This window comes from Acetobacterium wieringae (genome assembly GCF_026646375.1).
Classification (GTDB): Bacteria; Bacillota; Clostridia; order Eubacteriales; family Eubacteriaceae; genus Acetobacterium; species Acetobacterium wieringae_A.
Genome location: NZ_JAIPPU010000011.1, coordinates 97,442 through 113,393 on the forward strand (window position 1 = coordinate 97,442; position 15,952 = coordinate 113,393).

12 protein-coding genes are annotated in these 15,952 nt (G+C 43.5%); 10 read left to right on the plus strand and 2 right to left on the minus strand.

What is annotated here, in order from left to right; translation table 11 throughout:
- Positions 1 to 127 precede the first annotated feature (127 nt).
- From Q7P33_RS11245 to ftsH, 9 genes are all read left to right on the plus strand, one after another.
- Positions 128 to 706 carry a GDSL-type esterase/lipase family protein gene (locus Q7P33_RS11245; protein WP_303870387.1) on the plus strand — a complete coding sequence of 193 codons (579 nt, stop codon included), beginning with the start codon at positions 128 to 130 and terminating at the stop codon, positions 704 to 706.
- A gap of 21 nt (positions 707 to 727) precedes the next feature.
- Positions 728 to 2,056 (plus strand): GNAT family N-acetyltransferase, encoded by a 1,329-nt coding sequence (locus tag Q7P33_RS11250; protein ID WP_303870388.1) that lies wholly within the window; start codon positions 728 to 730, stop codon positions 2,054 to 2,056.
- A 40-nt stretch (positions 2,057 to 2,096) separates the two neighbouring features.
- A complete protein-coding gene (locus Q7P33_RS11255; protein ID WP_303870390.1) occupies positions 2,097 to 2,660 on the plus strand; it encodes a hypothetical protein in 564 nt (187 codons plus the stop codon).
- A 563-nt stretch (positions 2,661 to 3,223) separates the two neighbouring features.
- Positions 3,224 to 4,306: a uroporphyrinogen decarboxylase family protein gene (locus Q7P33_RS11260; protein ID WP_303870391.1), complete on the plus strand. Its 1,083-nt coding sequence runs from the start codon at positions 3,224 to 3,226 to the stop codon at positions 4,304 to 4,306.
- Between the two features lie 228 nt (positions 4,307 to 4,534).
- Positions 4,535 to 4,972 (plus strand): MarR family winged helix-turn-helix transcriptional regulator, encoded by a 438-nt coding sequence (locus Q7P33_RS11265; RefSeq protein WP_303870392.1) that lies wholly within the window; start codon positions 4,535 to 4,537, stop codon positions 4,970 to 4,972.
- Entirely contained in the window at positions 4,929 to 7,382 is a 2,454-nt protein-coding gene (locus tag Q7P33_RS11270) for an MFS transporter (protein ID WP_303870394.1), read from the plus strand. Before Q7P33_RS11265 ends, Q7P33_RS11270 begins: the two co-directional genes overlap by 44 nt.
- 170 nt (positions 7,383 to 7,552) lie before the next feature.
- Positions 7,553 to 9,109 (plus strand): ABC-F family ATP-binding cassette domain-containing protein, encoded by a 1,557-nt coding sequence (locus Q7P33_RS11275; RefSeq protein ID WP_303870396.1) that lies wholly within the window; start codon positions 7,553 to 7,555, stop codon positions 9,107 to 9,109.
- A 95-nt stretch (positions 9,110 to 9,204) separates the two neighbouring features.
- The gene (locus Q7P33_RS11280) at positions 9,205 to 9,777 is read left to right on the plus strand and encodes a TetR/AcrR family transcriptional regulator (protein WP_303870398.1); all 573 of its coding nucleotides are present in this window, start codon (positions 9,205 to 9,207) and stop codon (positions 9,775 to 9,777) included.
- Positions 9,778 to 9,975: 198 nt separating this feature from the next.
- Positions 9,976 to 11,790 carry an ATP-dependent zinc metalloprotease FtsH gene (ftsH, locus tag Q7P33_RS11285; protein ID WP_303870400.1) on the plus strand — a complete coding sequence of 605 codons (1,815 nt, stop codon included), beginning with the start codon at positions 9,976 to 9,978 and terminating at the stop codon, positions 11,788 to 11,790.
- 213 nt (positions 11,791 to 12,003) lie between these two features.
- Here ftsH and rsmH read toward each other — a convergent pair whose 3' ends face one another.
- A complete protein-coding gene (gene rsmH / locus Q7P33_RS11290; RefSeq protein WP_303870401.1) occupies positions 12,004 to 13,053 on the minus strand; it encodes a 16S rRNA (cytosine(1402)-N(4))-methyltransferase RsmH in 1,050 nt (349 codons plus the stop codon).
- A 23-nt stretch (positions 13,054 to 13,076) separates the two neighbouring features.
- The gene (locus Q7P33_RS11295; protein ID WP_303870403.1) at positions 13,077 to 13,451 is read right to left on the minus strand and encodes a hypothetical protein; all 375 of its coding nucleotides are present in this window, start codon (positions 13,449 to 13,451) and stop codon (positions 13,077 to 13,079) included.
- Between the two features lie 370 nt (positions 13,452 to 13,821).
- On the opposite strand from Q7P33_RS11295, the gene Q7P33_RS11300 reads away from it, so the two are divergent.
- A complete protein-coding gene (locus tag Q7P33_RS11300) occupies positions 13,822 to 15,771 on the plus strand; it encodes an FAD-dependent oxidoreductase (RefSeq protein ID WP_303870405.1) in 1,950 nt (649 codons plus the stop codon).
- The last annotated feature ends 181 nt before the right edge of the window (positions 15,772 to 15,952 follow it).

The following is a 15,952-nucleotide window of genomic DNA, read 5'->3' on the forward strand; positions in this document are numbered from 1 at the left end:
CGTCAATCAAATAATAAATCCTTAGAGACCACCTGGAAAAAGGTGGTTTCTGTAATTGTAAAACCGATTGCGCTGTGATAAACTGAGTCTATAACAACTGCAAGAGCGGTACGCAGCTAAGGAGAAAATGGTGAAGATAATATGTTTTGGTGACAGCCTGACCTTTGGCTATCAGGTGTCCCGAGAAGATAAATGGCATGTGATCGCAGCAACAAAGACGGGAATTCAAATGATCAATCGGGGCGTCAGTGGCGATACCACCGTCGGAATGCTAAAACGGATTCAACGACAGGTTTTTCAGGCAAAACCCGATGGGATGATCCTGATGGGTGGCTATAACGATGTCTTTTTTAACCGTAGTTGGGAACAGGCGGCTGAGAATTTGGCCGCCATGGTTGATCAGTCCAGAGCGAAGGGGATTCAGGTTTTTGTGGCGATCCCCCCACCGATTCATCTGCCGGTAACCTTTAAAGAAGGCGGGGAGCTGGTTGACTTTGAAAAAGCTGCGGTGATGATCGCAGATTATTGCCAGTGGTTGCGTTATTATACCACCACGTCCCAAATTTTAACTCTGGATTTCAGTACTGCCGGCGACTGGCGTGACAACGATCTATATTTGGATGGGATTCATCAGAGTCCAGCCGGGCACCGTCTCATGGCGGATCAGGTCATTGATTTTTTAGATAAAACAGTCATCGCAAAATAAAAACGGAACAAGGAGAGCAATATGCTGGGTGCGATTATCGGGGACATTGTCGGTTCCCGTTTTGAATTTAATAATCATCGGAGCAAGGACTTTGACCTGTTTACCAGAGCCTGCGAGGCTACGGATGATAGCATCATGACGCTTGCGGTTGCCAAAGCGATCATGGAAGCAGGTCAAGCTGGCTGTTTTCCCCTGGATAATGAGCTGGGAAATCGCGAATACTATCAGCGGGTAGAACGATTAACCGTGCAATGGATGCAGAAAATTGGTCAAAAATACCCCCATTGCGGCTATGGTGGTCGATTTGGGCAATGGGTTTTTTGTGATAATCCCCAGCCCTACAACAGTTACGGTAACGGTGCCGCCATGCGGATTAGTCCGGCGGCCTTTGCGGCGCGATCCGAAACTGAAGCTCGGATGCTTGCAGAAGTAATTACCCGGGTTACCCACAATCATCCAGAAGGTTTAAAAGGTGCAGAAGCGACTGTCCTAGCTATTTACATGGCTCGTAATGGAGCTAGCAAAGCAGCCATTCGAGAACGGATAGACGGATATTTCTATCACTGGGATTTTACCATTGATGAACTTCGGGATAGCTACCAGTTTAATGAAACCTGTCAGGAAACGGTGCCTCAGGCCATTCAGGCCTTTTTGGAATCCATATCGTTTGAGGATGCCATCCGGACGGCCATCTCCGTCGGGGGAGATAGTGACACCTTGGCTGCCATCACCGGGGCCATTGCTGAAGCATATTATGGGGTACCCAAAGCGCTTAAAGAAAAGGCTCTGACCTATTTGGATGCAGAGCTTTGTCAAATTTATGAGGAGTGGCAAGCCTATCTAAAGACTGGACCTCGACAGATTAGAATCCGGGAAGCTACTCAAGCAGAGCGAACGCTTTTATTCAAAGAAGCCTACAAGATCTGGCATAAAAATAGAACCCTGGCAGAGTACATTCATGACAACGCCAAAGAAGATGCCTTCGGAAAACGCTATGTTATCGATCGGGAGGGTGATTTGGTCAGTTCATTGATTGTTTTGACTCTGGAACCAGTGCTGGGGATACCTACCTATGGCATTGGCTCGGTGCTGACACCAGAGCCGCACACCGGCAATGGCTATGCCAGGACTCTGCTAAAAGGATGTATTCAACAGCTTGAAAAAGACGGTGAGGTGTTCATTTTTCTTTTTTCAGACATCAATCCAGTTTTTTATAAAAAACTGGGATTCCAACTACTCCCGGAACCTCTCCAGAAAAGTCTTACGAGCCCCTGCATGGTTAAGTGCGGTGAGGTAAGTTGGACGCAGCTTAAGGACGTTTCGGTGGCACTGCTCCCAGACTATTTTTGACGGTTTAGTACGCAAAATTACAATCAAAAGGGAGGGTACGATGAAATTCAATAGAAAAACTGCGGGTAAGGGCATTATTATTCTGAATTTTTTTACAATCGCTGTGTTTTTATTTGTCATTCTCAAAATTTTACCTTATGAATCGATCAGTGGCGGTCGGCTGGAAAGTTATGAAGCGGCGGTTCGCACTGCGACTACCAGCATTGTCATGATGATCTATGGCATTCCGGTAGTTGCGGCCGCTTCCGGGCTGGTTCGGGTCAAAGACTATAAAAAACTCTATATCGGATGGTTGATTTTTGCGCTGATCTTAATGGCGGTGCTCTTTTTTGAAGCGTCGATTATCGGAGTGATTGTGGTGAGCTTTGGTTTACCGCTAATTGCTGTATCTGCTGGAGTGATTGAATATAGACAGTTTAATCTTACTTCAAAAATATATCTCTGGCTGTCGTTTTTATTTGCCTGTTTGAATACCTTGGGTAACCTATTCGGCGTCACCTGGTTTGAAAAATTCATTATGGGTCTGGTCACCCTGATTCAGGCAATGCTTTATTTTTATCTGGCCCGAAGTAACCCTAGAAGTAAGCATCGAAAAGGGCGGTGAATTAGAATAAACGATGATCCAAACTGTTGAATCAATCGTCAGTTGATTAGTAAGTAGTTAGTAAAAAGATCACAGTTGGGAATAGCAAGAATCAGAATATCAAAAAGTAATAATTTGTAGTAGTTGTCGTTGCGACTGAGGTACGGCAACTATTTTTTATATATATTTAAATAATTGTATAGTTTAGAAAAAATAGCAGAAATAATAAGCATTAATAATATATGCAGAAACACCAGAATTAATTGGAAATATGTTGACATTAAATTCGTAAAATTGTACAATGATATAAATTTAACCGGTTAAGTTTTAAATTAATTAAATGCGTTCAATTAGATGTTTGAGATGAATTGCCAGCTGAGTTGGTCGTTTTTATACGAGTGTTTCGTAAACTTGGCACCATAATGCCTACACTAGGTAGGTTTATTTGATGTGAAAACGTTTATTATCTTTCTTGTCATCATGAACTTCCTACGAAAGCTAGTCGTTTGGCGCATCATGCTACATCCCGAATCGGGTAAAATTAACGAGCATAAAATTTATTGGAAACTGGAGGCAAAATAACAATGAATAAAATACCATTCGATCCTAAAGAACTTCAGGTAGTTGCAGAAATACCAAATTTCTTTGGTGCCACAGACCCTGTTTACAATTCGCCAGTGTCGATGAAAGAAAATTACTTAAGAACCATGAAAAAAGAACCGGTCTGGGAAAGTCTGGGAAACGAGTCGGCATTGTTTTGTCCGAGCGTAATCCCAGATAATATTGCCAGGGCCTTTGTATTTGAAGCGAATATGATGCCGCCCCAGGATGGTATTGACATGTTCGGGATACCATGGGAATACGTTCCCGATGCTCAGGGTTCCATGGTGAGACCTGGCAATCATATTCTAAATGACGCCAACGAATGGAAAGAAGTGCTACAGTTTCCCGACATTGATAGTTGGGATTGGGAAGGCAGTGCCAAAGCTAACAATGGTACTTTTTTGAATGGTAATGGGTTTGTCCTGGCTTGGCAGATCAACGGATGGTGGTTCGAACGACTTATTTCGTTTATGGGATTTGAAAGAGCAGCAGAAGCTCTGATTGATGAAGATCAGACAGAGGCTGTCAAGGAAATTTTTGAGGCGACCACTGATCTGGCGTGTCGCATTGTGGACAAATTCATACAATATTATGACCACATTGATGGTTTTACCGTACATGATGATTGGGGGTCACAACGATCGCCGTTTTTCTCTGAAGCAACTGCTCGGGAAATGATTGTTCCTTACATGAGGAAATTGACTGACCATATTCATGCCAAAGGACTGTGGGCTGATCTACATAGCTGTGGTCATATCGAATCCCGCATTCAGTGCATTCTTGATGCCGGATGGGATTCATGGAGTCCACAAAACATGAATGATACCCTAAAGCTTTTTGAAGAGCATGGTGATCGGATATGTTTAGGCTTGATACCTGAAATCTTTGATCCGGCCACAACCAGTGAGGCGAAGCAGCGGGAATATGCAAGAAAGTTTGCAGACAAAGTATGTATACCAGGTAAATCCTCGTTTATCAGTGTTTATGCGGTTTTGGGTGGGATCATGACCCCAACATTTAGAGAAGAATTATATAAACATTCTCGAATTCTTTATAGTAACTAAATGAGATATTGCTCCTTCTACAGCTTAGTGATTAATTTATTAATCGTTAAGCAGCTGTAGTAGGAGCATTTTTATTTTTACTATGCATATCTGAAGAGGCTTTTGCCAAACGTATGGTTAAAAAAAAGAAACCTGCTTATTGTTGACAGGTTCAGATTACTGTGCTACTATAGTTGACGATACAACAGTTGCAAAGACAACAGTATAAATATCTGAGTGAGGTAAACAATGTTAATGAATAATCTTTCGATAATCGTGCGTCACAGTAAGTTGTTCTGTGAACGACGTTTACATGATTCTGGAGTAGGGTTTCCCGAACAGGTGATTCTGATGTATTTAGCTTCAAACACTGAGGTCAATCAAGACGCTATTGCTCAGCATTTTATGCTGGATAAAGGAGCAATCGCCAAAACTTTGCGAAAACTGGAGGACAAAAGTCTAATTGAGCGTCATCAGAACCCTGAGAATAAACGCGAAAATCTGATTTCCATTGCTTCGGCAGGTCAGAATATTCTTGGGAAAATGGAGGCGGCGCTGAATGAATGGAATCAGTCTTTTTTTGAAGGCATAAGTGATGAAGAGATTGAGCACTATAGCAAAATTACCAAAAAAATCGCTGACAATGTGGCTAGGCTTAATGAAACGGGCGCTGCGGATCATCAGTGAAAAAGGGAGGATTGAGAATCAAATGACAAATCAGAATAAAAAAATCAGCTACGGGATGATCATGGTGGTATACCTTTTAGGGATTTTTATGGGAGCGCTGGATACCGGCATTGTCACCCCGGCCAGAACGGTAATTCAAACCAACCTAATGGTTGACGATAAAACTGGAATCTGGATGATTACCATGTATACCCTGGCTTATGCGGCCAGTATACCGGTAATGGGGAAGCTGGCCGACCGTTTTGGTCGAAAATATATTTATCTTCTCAGCATCTTGCTCTTCGGTCTGGGTTCACTATTTTGTGGTTTAGCTCAGAGTTTTGCCAGTTTTCCGATGCTGCTGGTGGCAAGAGCGGTTCAGGCCATCGGTGGTGGTGGCATCGTCCCGGTGGCAACTGCCGAATTTGGCACCACCTTTCCCAAAGAGAAGAGGGGCATGGCCTTGGGTTTGGTTGGAGGAGTTTATGGGATTGCTAATATATTTGGTGCCTCCGCTGGCAGTGCCATTCTGGATTTAGCTGGAACCGCCAATTGGCAGTATATTTTTTATATTAATGTGCCGATTACGATTTTTATTCTGGCGGCAGGACTCATTTGTTTGCCAAACACCCGGATTGAAAATGTCAAAAAAATCGATATCGGCGGAATCACCATCGTCACCATCATGGTTCTCTGCATCCTTTATGGTTTGAAGAACATCGACTTCTTTGATTTTAAAAATACCTTTCTCAGCACGGATGTCTATCCATTCTTGATCATTTTTATAATGTTACTGCCGATTTTTATTCTGGTGGAGAAAAAAGCTGACGATCCGGTCATCAACTTAACCTATTTTAAAAACACCAATATCTTGATTACTCTGGTATTGTCATTTATCACTGGGATGGTCATCATGGGGATGATTTTTGTCCCTCAGTTTTGCGAAAATGCGATGAAAACACCAACTGGAAAAGGTGGTTACTATGTCATAATTCTTGGTCTTTTTGCCGGAGTTGGTGCACCGTTCTCTGGCAAGCTCATCGATAAATTCGGGGTAAAAATAACCCTCGGATTTGGTTTTCTGGTTTCGTGTATCGGTTCACTGTTTTTGATTTTTGTGACAACTAATTATCCCAGTACCTTGACAGTGGTGATTAGTCTGATTTTGATGGGGTTGGGAATCGGTTTTACCATGGGAACCCCGATTAACTATATGATGCTGGACAACACCGAAGCGGATGAGGCCAATTCGGCGCTGGCCACTGTCTCTTTGATTCGATCGATTGGAACGGCAGTAGCCCCGGCGATTATGGTTGGTTTTATTGCCCATGCGGGGTTGTCGGTGCAGTCAAACGTAATGAATCTATTGCCAACGGAGGTGAACGTGCCGACTTTACCTTATGCTCAGGAACTGACAGATGAATTTAATCAGCTAAAAAGCAATGAGAACATTGGTGATCAGCTGGCGACTGTAAGCTTACCGGATTTAACAGCTAAGCAGACGATCACAATCAATATGAACGAAAATGGTGGAAATGATATTCCAGAGGATTTGGTTGCCCTGATGAAGGAGTCGGACGTCACTACCATCACAGAAAACAGTAAAACCTTTGCAGCACAAATGTTTGCAATCATGATGCCGGATACCATTGCCGAAATTAATGCCGGCATCGATAATGGAATCAATGGGTTAAATACCGGGATTAGCCAACTAGATGGAAGCATCGCCGAATTGCGAACCGGTTATGATGGCATTGGCGCTGGCATTGCTGGCATGGAGGCAGCACTTTTAGGCCAGCAAGAAGCACTTTACCAGCTCGAAAGTCTGCGTGTGACGATGGCAGAGATGATGGCGGCTGCAGCGGCACAAATGACAGTGGCTACACCTGCAGGAATGCCATCCGGAATGGCCGGATCTCGGCCAGCAGCAACCATGAGTGCTGCTCCGATGGATGTGGTCAGCATGATTCCGGAAAGTGTACGCAACCAGCTACCACAAACTGTACTGGATGAACTCAGCGACGTAAAAACCATTGACGATCTTGATGGCAAAATCTGGGCGTTGGAGAGTGCCATCTCAGACTTGTCAGAGCAACTCGATTCGGCCCAGGCAAATCAGGCTCAGATGGGGAGAGCCATTGATGCGATGGCGGATGTAAAAAACCAGTTAACGACCATGGTAAGTCAGCTGACAATCATGAAGAACGCCGTACCGGGAGCCTTTGAACATTCAAAAGATAATTATCTGGCAGCGATTGACAACAAAAAAACAGAGCTTGAAAATGAATTTCAGAGAACGCTTAATTATGGATTCAAGCAGGTGTATTGGACCGTTGCCATTGCTTCGGTGCTGGCATTAATGCTCCTTGGGTTTTATCAAAAGCGGCCGGCACCCGAGGAAGCTCAATTGGAGTCCATTATCGACATTTGAAACTATCAAAAAACGCTTTAAAGCAAGAATCGCACTTTCGACTATGGAACTATAAAGAAGACTGTGCTATAATAAAAAAGTTAGAATCATCGGATAAATTTCAACACTTCCTGATCGGTAACGCAAATCTGGAAGTGTTTTTAATTGCGAAAAAAAGAAATGGAGAATGAATGAGTATTTTAAATGTCGAGAATCTTTCTCATGGATTTGGCGATCGGGCGATTTTTAATCAGGTCTCGTTTCGGTTGTTAAAGGGAGAGCACATCGGTTTAATCGGACCAAATGGCGAAGGTAAGTCGACCTTCATGAATATTGTTACGAACCGTCTGATGCCGGATGAGGGCAAAGTGGAATGGGCCAAAAATGTGCGGATCGGGTATCTTGATCAGCATGCCGTTTTACAACCAGGGATGACCGTCCGGGATGTGTTGACCTCAGCTTTCGATTTTCTGCTGGAGATTGAAAGCCGGATCGGTTTGCTTTATGAAAAAATGGCTGAAGACAGTCCCGAAGAAGTGGAAAAAAGTCTGGAAGAGGTGGGGGATCTCCAGGAATTGCTGGAGTTTCACGATTTCTATCTGGTTGATTCAAAGGTAGAGGAAGTGGGAAATGCCCTGGGTTTAAACGATATCGGGATGGATAAAGATATCACCGAGCTCAGTGGCGGTCAGCGCACCAAGGTGCTGTTGGGTAAATTACTGCTGGAAAAACCGGATATTTTGCTGTTGGATGAGCCGACCAACTACCTCGATGAACAGCACATTGAATGGTTAAAGCGTTATCTCAATGAATATGAAAATGCCTTTATTCTGATTTCCCACGATCTGCCCTTCGTTGATTCAGTCATTAATCTGATTTATCATATGGATAACCAGAAGCTGACCCGCTATGTGGGAAATTATGCCAAATTCCAGGAAGTTCTGGAAGCCAAAAAAGCCCAGGAACAGGCTGCTTACAATAAACAGCAGAATGAAATAGCCGAGTTAAAAGATTTTGTTGCTCGCAACAAGGCGCGGGTGGCCACTCGGAACATGGCTATGTCACGTCAGAAAAAACTGGATAAGATGGATATCATTGAGCTGGCCTCGGAAAAGCCAAAACCCCGCTTCCATTTTAAAGAAGCCGGAGCTACTGGCCGCCGGGTCTTTGAAACCGAAAATCTGGTCATCGGTTATGATGAACCATTGTCCAAGCCCTTGAATCTGGTGATGGAACGGAAACAGAAAATCGTCTTAAAGGGTACTAACGGCATCGGTAAAACGACGCTACTAAAAAGTATTCTGGGCCTGATCCCTCCAGTTGCCGGAACCGTTGAACAGGGCGAAAAACTGCAAATCGGATATTTTGAACAGGAAATGGATCAGGATATTCGCACTAGCTGTATTGAAGAGGTCTGGAACGAGTTTCCGTCTCTGAATCAGAATGAGGTGCGTTCGGCCCTGGCCCAATGTGGTTTGACCCGCAAGCATATCGAAAGCATGGTCAAGGTATTAAGTGGTGGTGAGCAGGCCAAGGTTCGTCTCTGTAAACTGATTAACCGGGAAACCAATATTCTAGTTTTGGATGAGCCCACCAATCATCTTGATGCTGATGCCAAAGCCGAGCTGCAGCGGGCGCTAGCAGCCTATAATGGTGGGATTCTGATGGTCTGTCATGAACCGGAATTTTATCAGAGCTTTGTCAATGAAGTCTGGGACTGTTCTCAGTGGACCACTAAAACAATTTAATTTAAAAGAAAATTAATTTTTAAAATCTCTGTGTAATAAGATTGACAATAACCGAATGGTCATTTACTATTGAATTAGTCAGGAGGAGGTGGCACTTGCGAAAAAGAGATGATGCAAAAGAGAAAAGCATTAAAGAGGCGGTCGTAAAACTCACGTTAGAAGAGGGGTTTCACGGGACGTCGATTTCTAAAATTGCCAAGGCGGCCGGGGTTTCACCAGCGACGGTCTATACTTATTTTGACAGCAAGGAAATAATGCTTCAGGTGATCTATCGGGAATATGCCGAAGAAATCTGTCGCTTTGTTTTAAGTCGGGTTCATTATGGAATGAACCATCATCAACTCATTGAAGGTCTAATAGGAAGCTATTATGCTTACATTGAGGCAAACCAGGAAATTTTCAGTTTTGTTGACCAGTTTTCCAATGCACCATCATTAGTGGGGAGTTGTTCAGAAATTGACGGTTACAAAAAAATTAAGCAGTTGGTTGCGGACTTGAAGCATCGGGAAATTATAAAAGATTATCACCACGAAAATATTTTGGCGATGATTGTCCAGCCAGTCAAGGCAATAGCCGCAAATAATAATATAACCAGGACGGAACGAGCCGAACTGTTACAGGAAATGATCGAAATGATCAAGAGTACCTTATTGGTAAATGAAAAATAAAAAAGAAGCGTGATTGTTGACAAAACCACACTAACAATTGCGCTATTTCTTAAGAAATAATTAAATGATCAATCATTTAAAAAAATAAAAGAAAGCAGGTCAAACAAAAGTGAAGTTTCAGGGAAATACGAAAAATGATCGCATCAGTCCAATCGTTATAAGGTCGTTGCTTACGATCAGATTAGTGGAGGTTGGACGTTGAAATATCTTAAAAAACAAGGCATATTTTTGATCGTTTTTACGATCATTGCCGGATTAATTGTCTTTAGCACAATGAAAAATGAACCTCAAAGTATGAGTTATTCAAAGCTGTTAACAGAAATTCAATCGGGAAATGTCAGTAGTATTGTATTAAAAGGAGAGATGGCTGAAGTTCAGCTCAATTCAGCTGTGGATGAAAACAGCAGTGCCACTACTTATGAGATTGTTGTTCCGCCAGACATCACTTCAGCTTCCGAACGATTTACCCAAGCATTGGATTCACAACTGATCCAGTCATTTAGTGTTTCAAAGCCAATGGAAATCCCCTGGTGGTTTTCAGCCGTGACAACCATGGGCTTGGTGCTCCTGATGGTAGTCTGGTTCGGGGTAAGTCAGCGACAGCAAGGTGGTATGGGTGGCAATAGGGTGACGGCAATGGGCAAGAGTCGGGCTAAATTGCTGGAGGATGATCATAAAAATGTAAATTTTACCTGTGTTGCTGGCGCTGATGAAGTCAAGGAAGAGTTGGAAGAAATTGTTGAATTTCTTAAGGCTCCTGAACGATTTGTCGATCTAGGGGCCAGAATTCCCAAAGGTGTTCTACTAATTGGACCGCCGGGTACTGGCAAAACGCTTTTGGCAAAAGCCATATCTGGCGAAGCTGAAGTACCGTTTTTTAGTATCAGTGGATCAGACTTTGTCGAAATTTATGTAGGCGTTGGGGCATCCCGGGTTCGTGATTTGTTTGCGCAGGCAAAAAAACATGCTCCCTGTATTGTCTTCATAGACGAAATTGATGCAGTTGGCCGACAGCGTGGGGCTAATGCCGGTGGCGGAAATGATGAGCGGGAGCAGACCTTAAATCAATTGCTAGTCGAAATGGATGGTTTTGGCATCAACGAAGGAGTGATTATCCTGGCGGCTACAAACCGACCGGATGTGCTTGATCCGGCGCTGCTGCGACCCGGCCGATTTGATCGGCGGGTAACGGTTGGTTTACCGGATATTATCGGCAGAGAGCAGATTCTCAATGTCCATGCCAAAGGCAAACCTCTGGCCGATGATGTAAAATTGGGTGAAGTGGCCAGACTTACTCCAGGTTTTACCGGTGCTGATCTGGAAAACCTGCTTAATGAAGCAGCCTTGTTAACTGCCAGAGGTCACAAAAAGGAGATTGGCAATGAGGCTATTAAAGAAGCGGCTTTTAAGGTGATGATGGGGCCGGAGAAAAAAAGCCATGTCATGAGTGACCGTGACAAAAAAGTAACGGCATATCACGAGGCAGGGCATGCGATTGCCATCAAGCTGGTTTCTTCAAGTCGAAATGTTGATCGGGTTACAATTATTCCATCGGGAATGGCTGGTGGTTATACCGCCAGCAGACCAACAGAAGATCAGAGCTATCACACCAAGTCGCAACTGATCGAGGAAATCATCATCGCTTTAGGAGGTCGGGCAGCTGAAGAAATTGTATTGAATGAGATCAGTACTGGCGCATCCAACGATTTAAAACGGGTGAATCAGATTGCCCGGAATATGATAACCAAATATGGCATGAGTGAAAAATTAAGCAATATGATTTTTGAAAATGATGGGGCCTATGACGGCCTGGATTATGGCTTTAAAAATTGTAGCAGTGAGATAGCCAGCATTATTGACACTGAAGTCAAAGAGATTATTGATCACGCTTATCAGCGAACGCTGACCCTGCTTCATGAAAATATTACCAAGTTAAACCGACTGGGTGAAATGCTACTTGAGAAAGAAAAAGTTGACGGTCCGGAATTTGAGTCGATTTTCCAGGCGGCTTAAATAAATTATGCGTACAAAGACCTTGTCTGACAGTTGTGTCCGGCAGGGTCTTGTATTTTTTGTAGGTCGTTTAAGCCAAAGCTGCTCAATGCGACGCTTAAGCGATGCTTGGCAATTATAGTTGTCAAACAAGTTAAAAACCCAGTTATAATCTAAAGTGTGATTATCGCTGGGTTTTTAACTTGTACGACAACCCAGGGTCAGCATCATAAACTACGCTTTGATTGCCCACCGTAATTTAGCTGAACGGGCACGGCCATTGGTATTGCACTCGGTAGCAGATGGTCGAATTGGACCGGGTGCGACTTCCCGATAGATCCCTTCACGAAAAAGACGTTGAAAGGATTTTTTAACGAGGCGATCTTCACCGGAATGAAAAGCAAGAATGGCCACCCGTCCACCTGGTGCCAGCACTGAAGGAAGTTTTTCTAAAAATTCATATAACACTTCATATTCATCATTAACATCAATCCGTAAGGCTTGAAAGCAGCGTTGACATGATTTTTTTATGGCATCTTTGCTGTTGCTACCGGGAATGAACTTTAGGGTATCTTTGATAATTTCCTGGAGTTGTGTCGTTGTTCTGATACTGATACCTTTGTTCCGTTGTGAAATAACAGCATGTGCGATTGCTGCGGCATTGGGTTCATCGGAATTTTCAATGAACATACCTTCTAACTCATATTCAGAAATTGATTTCAAACGGTCAGCAGCAGAAATGCCTTTTTCAGGATTTAAACGCAGATCCAGCGGCCCTTCAAACTTAAATGAAAACCCTCTTTCAGGATTATCAATTTGCATCGATGAAACCCCTAAATCCGCCAATACAAAATCTAACGGCCCCGATTCTAAAGCAATTTGATCAACACTGGAGAAATTCATTTGTCGGACGGTTAGAAGCTCGGAACCGTAACCCAGGTTTTCCAGACGCTTTTGGGTGCGGGGTAATTCAATGGGATCCACATCCAGGGCATATAAATGTCCTTTGCCACCTAAACATTTAAGCATTGCCTGGGTATGACCACCAAAACCAAGGGTTGCATCCAATCCCGTTTGACCGGGGGTAATTTGTAAAAAATTTAATATTTCATCGACACAAATGGAGCGATGCATTCCAGCCGGAGTACTGCCCTTTTTAATCACTTTTTCGATCGTATCTGCATATTTCTCGGGCTGTAGTTCTTTATACTTATCTTTATATGCTTTTGGGTGCGTCCCTTTATAGCGAGGTCGTCGCTGATGTTTTGGTTCTTGACTATCCATGGGTTACTCCTTAAATCATGGGTTTAATTTAAAAACTTTGATCGTGTAAATGGTGGTTCCAACGAATATACATTTTCATCATCATCGGGAGTCTGGGGGATTTCTGGTCTGATATGATACAGTTTCCGAATTAGGTCGTTATAAACCCATTCCAGGTTATCCAGTGCTTCCAACAGAGTTAGCGTATCGGCGATGATCTCCGTTGCCTGGCAATATTCCGGAATTTCTGAAAGACGATCATATTCTTTTTTGCTGATGCCACCACTCACTTTGATTGTTTGGGATTCGGCCTTTTGGGCAGCAAACATTTTAATTCCCTTGGCAAAGCTCTCTTGAGACAGACCGTCGAGGTCTTTACAGAGCTTACGGATTTTTTCAAGCATTTGTTCTGGAATCATAAGGTGCCTCACTTCGTTTTTTTTTAATGATAACCATCTTTATAGAAAACGTCAAGGACAAAACGTTGCGATCGTGGCACAGGTTATATAATTAAAGGGAGGCAAAGTAATTTTATTTAGTGGGTGTTTGGTGCATCAGGTGAAGATTTTAGAATAGAACTGATCAAAGCAACTTTTGGGTATGAATCATCATGAAGTTATAATACCTTATATTTGATCAATATCGTTTAGACAAGATTAAATGAGTGTCAATAAATCATGTAAATATTTACATGATTTTATTGACATCAGCAAAAGATCATGTTAAGATTTTATCAAATAGACCGCTTATTGTTGACGGAACCAACGAAAAATTAAAGGAGAACTGACAATGCAACGGAAATATCCAAATCTATGTAAACCGATTAAAATTGGTAATGTAACCTTCAGAAACAGAATGTTTGGTGCACCGATGGGAGGCACTGATATTACTGCCGATTGTACCATTGGCCCTAAATCAAAAGCTTTTTATGAACTGCGGGCTAAAGGTGGTGCTGCTACCGTCACAGTCAGCGAGTGTGTGGTACATCCTGAAACCGAAGGATCGCATATGTATCATCTTGATCTGCAAACGGTTGATTCACTGGCCAGTTTTACTTATACGGCCGATGCAATCCGCCGACATGGCGCCATCCCCAGTGTGGAATTATCCCATTCCGGCCAGTATGCTGGTACCTATCTGACTGATAAAGACAAAAAAGGTGGTATGGCTCAGTGGGGTCCCAGCGCCGGAACGCGTCCGGATGGAAAACCGGTTAAAGAACTGACGCAGGAACTGATTGATGATATTGTTGCGGCTTATGGACGGGTAGCTGGATTAGCTAAACGAGCCGGATTTGAAATGATCATGGTTCATGGCGGTCACGGCTGGCTGTTGAACCAGTTTTTGTCGCCATTTTTTAACCACCGCACCGATAAATACGGCGGCCCATTAGAAAACCGGGCCCGTCTGGCCTTAGAAGTGCTCGACAGTGTCCGCGCAGCAGTTGGCCCCGGTTTCCCAATCGAATTCCGTATGAGCGGTTCAGAATTCTTTGAAGGCGGCTATACCCTGGAGGATGGGGTTGAAATTGCCAAAATGGTCGAATCAAAGGTTGATTTATTACACATTACCGCCGGTACCTATCAAACCGGCTTTGGTTTAACCCATCCATCGATGTTTGAGCCACATGGCCGAAATGTTTATCTGGCTGCTGAAATCAAAAAACATGTCTCGGTTCCGGTAGCAACCCTAGGTGGACTCAATGACCCTGCAATGATGGAAGAAATTATTGCCTCTGGTCAGGCTGATATCGTTGAAATGGCTCGGGCACTGCTGGCAGACCCGTTCCTGCCACGAAAAGTTATGAGCAATCAGGATGCTGATATTATTAAATGTCTCCGATGCTTCACCTGTATGGCCGAACGAGCTGTGACATCAACCCGACGTTGTACAGTTAATCCTCTAATAGGTCGGGAAATGGATGGGACTGAAATTATTCCCACCGCCAATCCGGTAAAAGTATTGGTCGCCGGTGGTGGACCAGCCGGACTGGAAGCAGCGCTGACAGCTGCTAAACGGGGGCACCAGGTTATTCTTTGCGAAAAAGGCGATGCACTGGGTGGAATTCTAAAAGGTGAACAAGCGATCCCTTTTAAATATGAAATGTACGAACTGGGTGTAACCTTAGAAAAACTGGCCAGAGATGCTGGCGTTGAGATTCGTCTGAACACGCCGGTAACCAAAGAATATATCGATCAGGAAAATGCTGATGCCTTGATTGTCGCCGTTGGTTCGGAACCCATCGTTCCTGCGATTCCAGGTTTGGATGGCGATAACGTAATTGTCGTCAACGATTACTATAAGAAAAAAGATCAGGTCGGGGAATCCGTGGTTGTTCTAGGTGGTGGATTGGCTGGTTGTGAAGCGGCGATCCATTTTGCCCGGGAAGGGAAGACTGTTAACTTGGTGGAAATGCGTCCAGAATTGGCGCCGGACGCAAATATTCGTCATCGTCCGCTGATGATGAACGAAATCGAAAAATGCGGCATTGCCGTCCATACCGAATTAAAAGGGTTAAAAGTTACCGATCAGGGTGTTGTCTGTGAAGATCTTACTGGTAAGGAAGTGCTTGTTCCCGGCACGACCGTGATTTGTGCGTTGGGACAAAAACCGCTCCGTAATCTTGCCGAAAGCCTGGTTGATTGCGCTCCTTATGTCATTGAAATAGGTGATTGCGTTAAGGCGTCAACCATCACAACGGCCATTTATCAGGGTTACCACGCTGCTTTGGATATCTAAGCTGGATTGGCATCGAAAAACTAAAAAAGATACCAAACTCAAATAAAAAGAAGTTGAGACTGCTTTAAAAAAAACCGCCATTTGGCGGTTTTTTACATTTCGTGTACTTTGTTTTACACTGATGAAATTTGCACTTAAATATGGTATGATCATTTTAGCGACAGTTTAATAAAATTAATTT

Coding starts and splice junctions, on each gene's coding strand:
- Q7P33_RS11245 (WP_303870387.1), top strand. CDS start 128: ATGGTGAAGATAATATGTTTTGGTGACAGCCTGACCTTTGGCTATCAG.
- Q7P33_RS11250 (WP_303870388.1), top strand. CDS start 728: ATGCTGGGTGCGATTATCGGGGACATTGTCGGTTCCCGTTTTGAATTT.
- Q7P33_RS11255 (WP_303870390.1), top strand. CDS start 2,097: ATGAAATTCAATAGAAAAACTGCGGGTAAGGGCATTATTATTCTGAAT.
- Q7P33_RS11260 (WP_303870391.1), top strand. CDS start 3,224: ATGAATAAAATACCATTCGATCCTAAAGAACTTCAGGTAGTTGCAGAA.
- Q7P33_RS11265 (WP_303870392.1), top strand. CDS start 4,535: ATGTTAATGAATAATCTTTCGATAATCGTGCGTCACAGTAAGTTGTTC.
- Q7P33_RS11270 (WP_303870394.1), top strand. CDS start 4,929: ATGTGGCTAGGCTTAATGAAACGGGCGCTGCGGATCATCAGTGAAAAA.
- Q7P33_RS11275 (WP_303870396.1), top strand. CDS start 7,553: ATGAGTATTTTAAATGTCGAGAATCTTTCTCATGGATTTGGCGATCGG.
- rsmH (WP_303870401.1), bottom strand. CDS start 13,053: ATGGATAGTCAAGAACCAAAACATCAGCGACGACCTCGCTATAAAGGG.
- Q7P33_RS11295 (WP_303870403.1), bottom strand. CDS start 13,451: ATGATTCCAGAACAAATGCTTGAAAAAATCCGTAAGCTCTGTAAAGAC.
- Q7P33_RS11300 (WP_303870405.1), top strand. CDS start 13,822: ATGCAACGGAAATATCCAAATCTATGTAAACCGATTAAAATTGGTAAT.